Raw genomic sequence first — 2,684 nt, 5'->3', positions numbered from 1 at the left:
TGAACTGGCCGCCCCAGGTGTCGAGCACCAGGCTCAGGCGGCCCTTGCCGTCGGTTCGGAGGCGGAAGCCCTCGCCGTCCTTCTTGTCCAGGCCGAGCTTGTCCAGCATCTCGTTGGACTTGGCGACATCGAGCTTCGCCCACATGGTGCGATACTCGGGCCCGGGGTTGTACTTGTTCGCCTCGGACGGCGCGACCGAGCCTGAGGTGCCGGTGCCCAGCCAGAACGTCTCGTTGATCTGGTCGCGGTCGACGCCAAGACCGATGGCGCGGCGGAAGTCCGCGTTGGTGATCCACTTCGAGATCTCGGGATCGGCGTCGAAGCTGAGGTTGTACTTCAGCCCGCAGTCCGCGCCGTTGTCGCCGATGTCCAGCTGCATGCGGTAGTTGCCCTTCTGCTGGTTCTCCAGGAAGACGGGCAGCTTCCCCATGTCCAGGTGGCGGGATTGCATGTCGTACTCGCCGGCGATGGCGCGCAGGTTCAGCACTTCGAGGTTCTCGGCGAGCTGGAACTGGATCTTGTCGATGTACGGCAGCTGGTTGCCGTCGGTGTCCACCCACACGCTGTACGGGTTGCGCTCCCAGGTCCAGTTCGGCGTGTTGATCGGCGTGACCAGCTTCCAGGGCGTGAGCGACGGCAGATCAGGGTTGAGCTGCCAGGAGTTCTTCGCCTTGAAGTGGTTGACCCAGTTGTCGAAGCCGGCGGCCTTCGCCAGCTCATCTACCGTGGCCTGGGTCGCGAACTTCGGCAGAAACTGCTTCAGGTAGTGGGCCGGGGAGAGGATCGGGACGCCGGACGGATCGCCCGCGTACGAGTGCGACGAGATGGCCGTCGTGCCGGCCAGCACCGAGGGGAACAGGTAGTACGGCTCTGGGAAGCTGAACTTGATGGTCGTCTCGTCGACCTTCTCCAGCTTGCCCGGCTTGCCGTTGATCGAGAGCAGCGGCGACCCTGCCGCGTACAGCTCCTTGTTCAGGAACAGCTCTTCGTAGCCGAAGACGAAGTCGTCGGCGGTGAACGGCTGGCCGTCTGACCACTTGTGGCCCTTGCGGAGCTTGAGGATGAACGTCTTGCCGCCGTCCTGCTCCTCGATGCTCTTGGCGATGTTCGGGACGATCTTCTCGCCGGTGTAGTCCCAGAACAGCAGGTGATCGGGGCCGCTGGCGTTGCGGAAGCCGTTCCACTGGTCGCCGGGGCCGGTGAACCCGTGGCGCCAGGTGCCGCCGTACTTGCCGGTCTCGTTGAGCGGCTTGAGGACGATTGGCTCGCTGCCAACGCGCTGCTCGACGGGCGGGAGCTTGCCGGCCTTGACCAGATCGGCCAGGGCCGGAGCCTCCTTGAAGCTCTTCGGGATGGCCGCCGCGTCGGTCATGACGGTGGGGCCTTCCAGCTTGCCGATGAGCTGCGCGCCCAGCTTCGGCTCGCTCTTGGCCGCCGGCTTGGCAGCTTCAGCCGGCTTGGCCGCCTCGGCCGGCTTGGCCGCCTCGGCCGGCTTGGCAGCGGCGGCCGGGGCCGTCGTCGCAGCGGGAGCAGCCGGCTTCGTCTCGGCGGGCTTGGTGTCGGCAGGCTTGGTAGCAGCGGCCGGGGCCGTCGTGGCGGCGGGCGCCGCGGGCTTGGTCTCGGCTGGCTTGGTGGCCGGGGCGCTCGGCGCGCAGGCGCTCAGCAGACCCACGCCTGCAAGGCCGAGTGCGCCAGTCGCACCTCTGCGAAGAAAGACACGTCGCGTCAAACCGGGCTTCATTGCCATTCGGTACTCCAGATGCCAGGGCAGGCCGCTCCTGTCCTGGCTGGTGCTCCACCACACGTCGCTCGCGTCATCGTCAAATCGCGGAACCCTTGTCGAACCCGGGTGCGCCCACCTCCCTCGTGCGCGCGCACCCTGTCCACAGCCGCCGGGCACCGCGCCGCAAAACCTCTCCACGGTCTTGACGGCAACGTCGACGTCTCACGTGTACGGAACGTGCCAGATGTACCGCACCGGGAGCCGTACGTCAATACATTGGGCCGTCTGCACGGGCGCAAAGCAGCGCCCTGACCGCCTTGGCGATCGGGGCGCTGCGCGCGATACCGTGGACGCCTGGACGTCTACGACTTGAAGTAGAATGTCACCGGGCGCGACGTGCCGGGCGTCTTCCCATCCGGGCTGTTGAATTGCCGGGCAGGAATGTTGCCCATGTTGTTCTTGATCATCCGCACGCCCGACACGGCGGCGGCCAGACCGACGACGCCTGACATGAAGACCTCGTCAACCGCCGTGGCCCAGACCTCCTTGCCCAGCTTGACCTGCTCGGCCTCCGGCACCCCGAAGCCCTTCCGCCACTTGTCCATGACCTCCTTGACTTTGGGCGGCGGCTCTTTGCCCTGGGCGCCGTTGGACTGGAACCACTGCGCGAAGAGCGCCCCGCCACCGCCCGTCAGGTCGTAAGGGAAGACGTGGCCAGGGAAGGTGTAGAGGTGCTCGGAGCCGTCGTTCTGCCAGGCATAGATCTGGTTCTCGTTGGCGGCGTTGCGCTTCTGACCGAAGCTCCGCTCCAACTCCTTGACCTGGAGGTCGATCCCGATCTTCTTGAGCTGCCCGGCCAGCATCTCGCCGATGCGGGTGAACTGGATGAACTGGCCGCCCCAGGTGTCGAGCACCAGGCTCAGGCGGCCCTTGCCGTCGGTTCGGAGGCGGAAGCCCTCGC

The 2,684-nt window shown here is 66.4% G+C and carries 2 protein-coding genes; both read right to left on the bottom strand.

The features are described from left to right. Nucleotides 1-1,672, bottom strand: a 1,672-nt coding sequence (locus IT306_01195) for an ABC transporter substrate-binding protein (protein MCC7367004.1), incomplete at its 3' end; no start/stop codon positions are given. 413 nt (nucleotides 1,673-2,085) lie between these two features. Further along, nucleotides 2,086-2,684, bottom strand: a 599-nt coding sequence (locus IT306_01190; protein MCC7367003.1) for an ABC transporter substrate-binding protein, incomplete at its 5' end; no start/stop codon positions are given.

This window comes from Chloroflexota bacterium (assembly GCA_020850535.1).
Classification (GTDB): domain Bacteria; phylum Chloroflexota; class UBA6077; order UBA6077; family JACCZL01; genus JADZEM01.
Note: the sequence above shows the minus strand (reverse complement) of the source record. Positions and strands in the feature narration are given on the sequence as shown.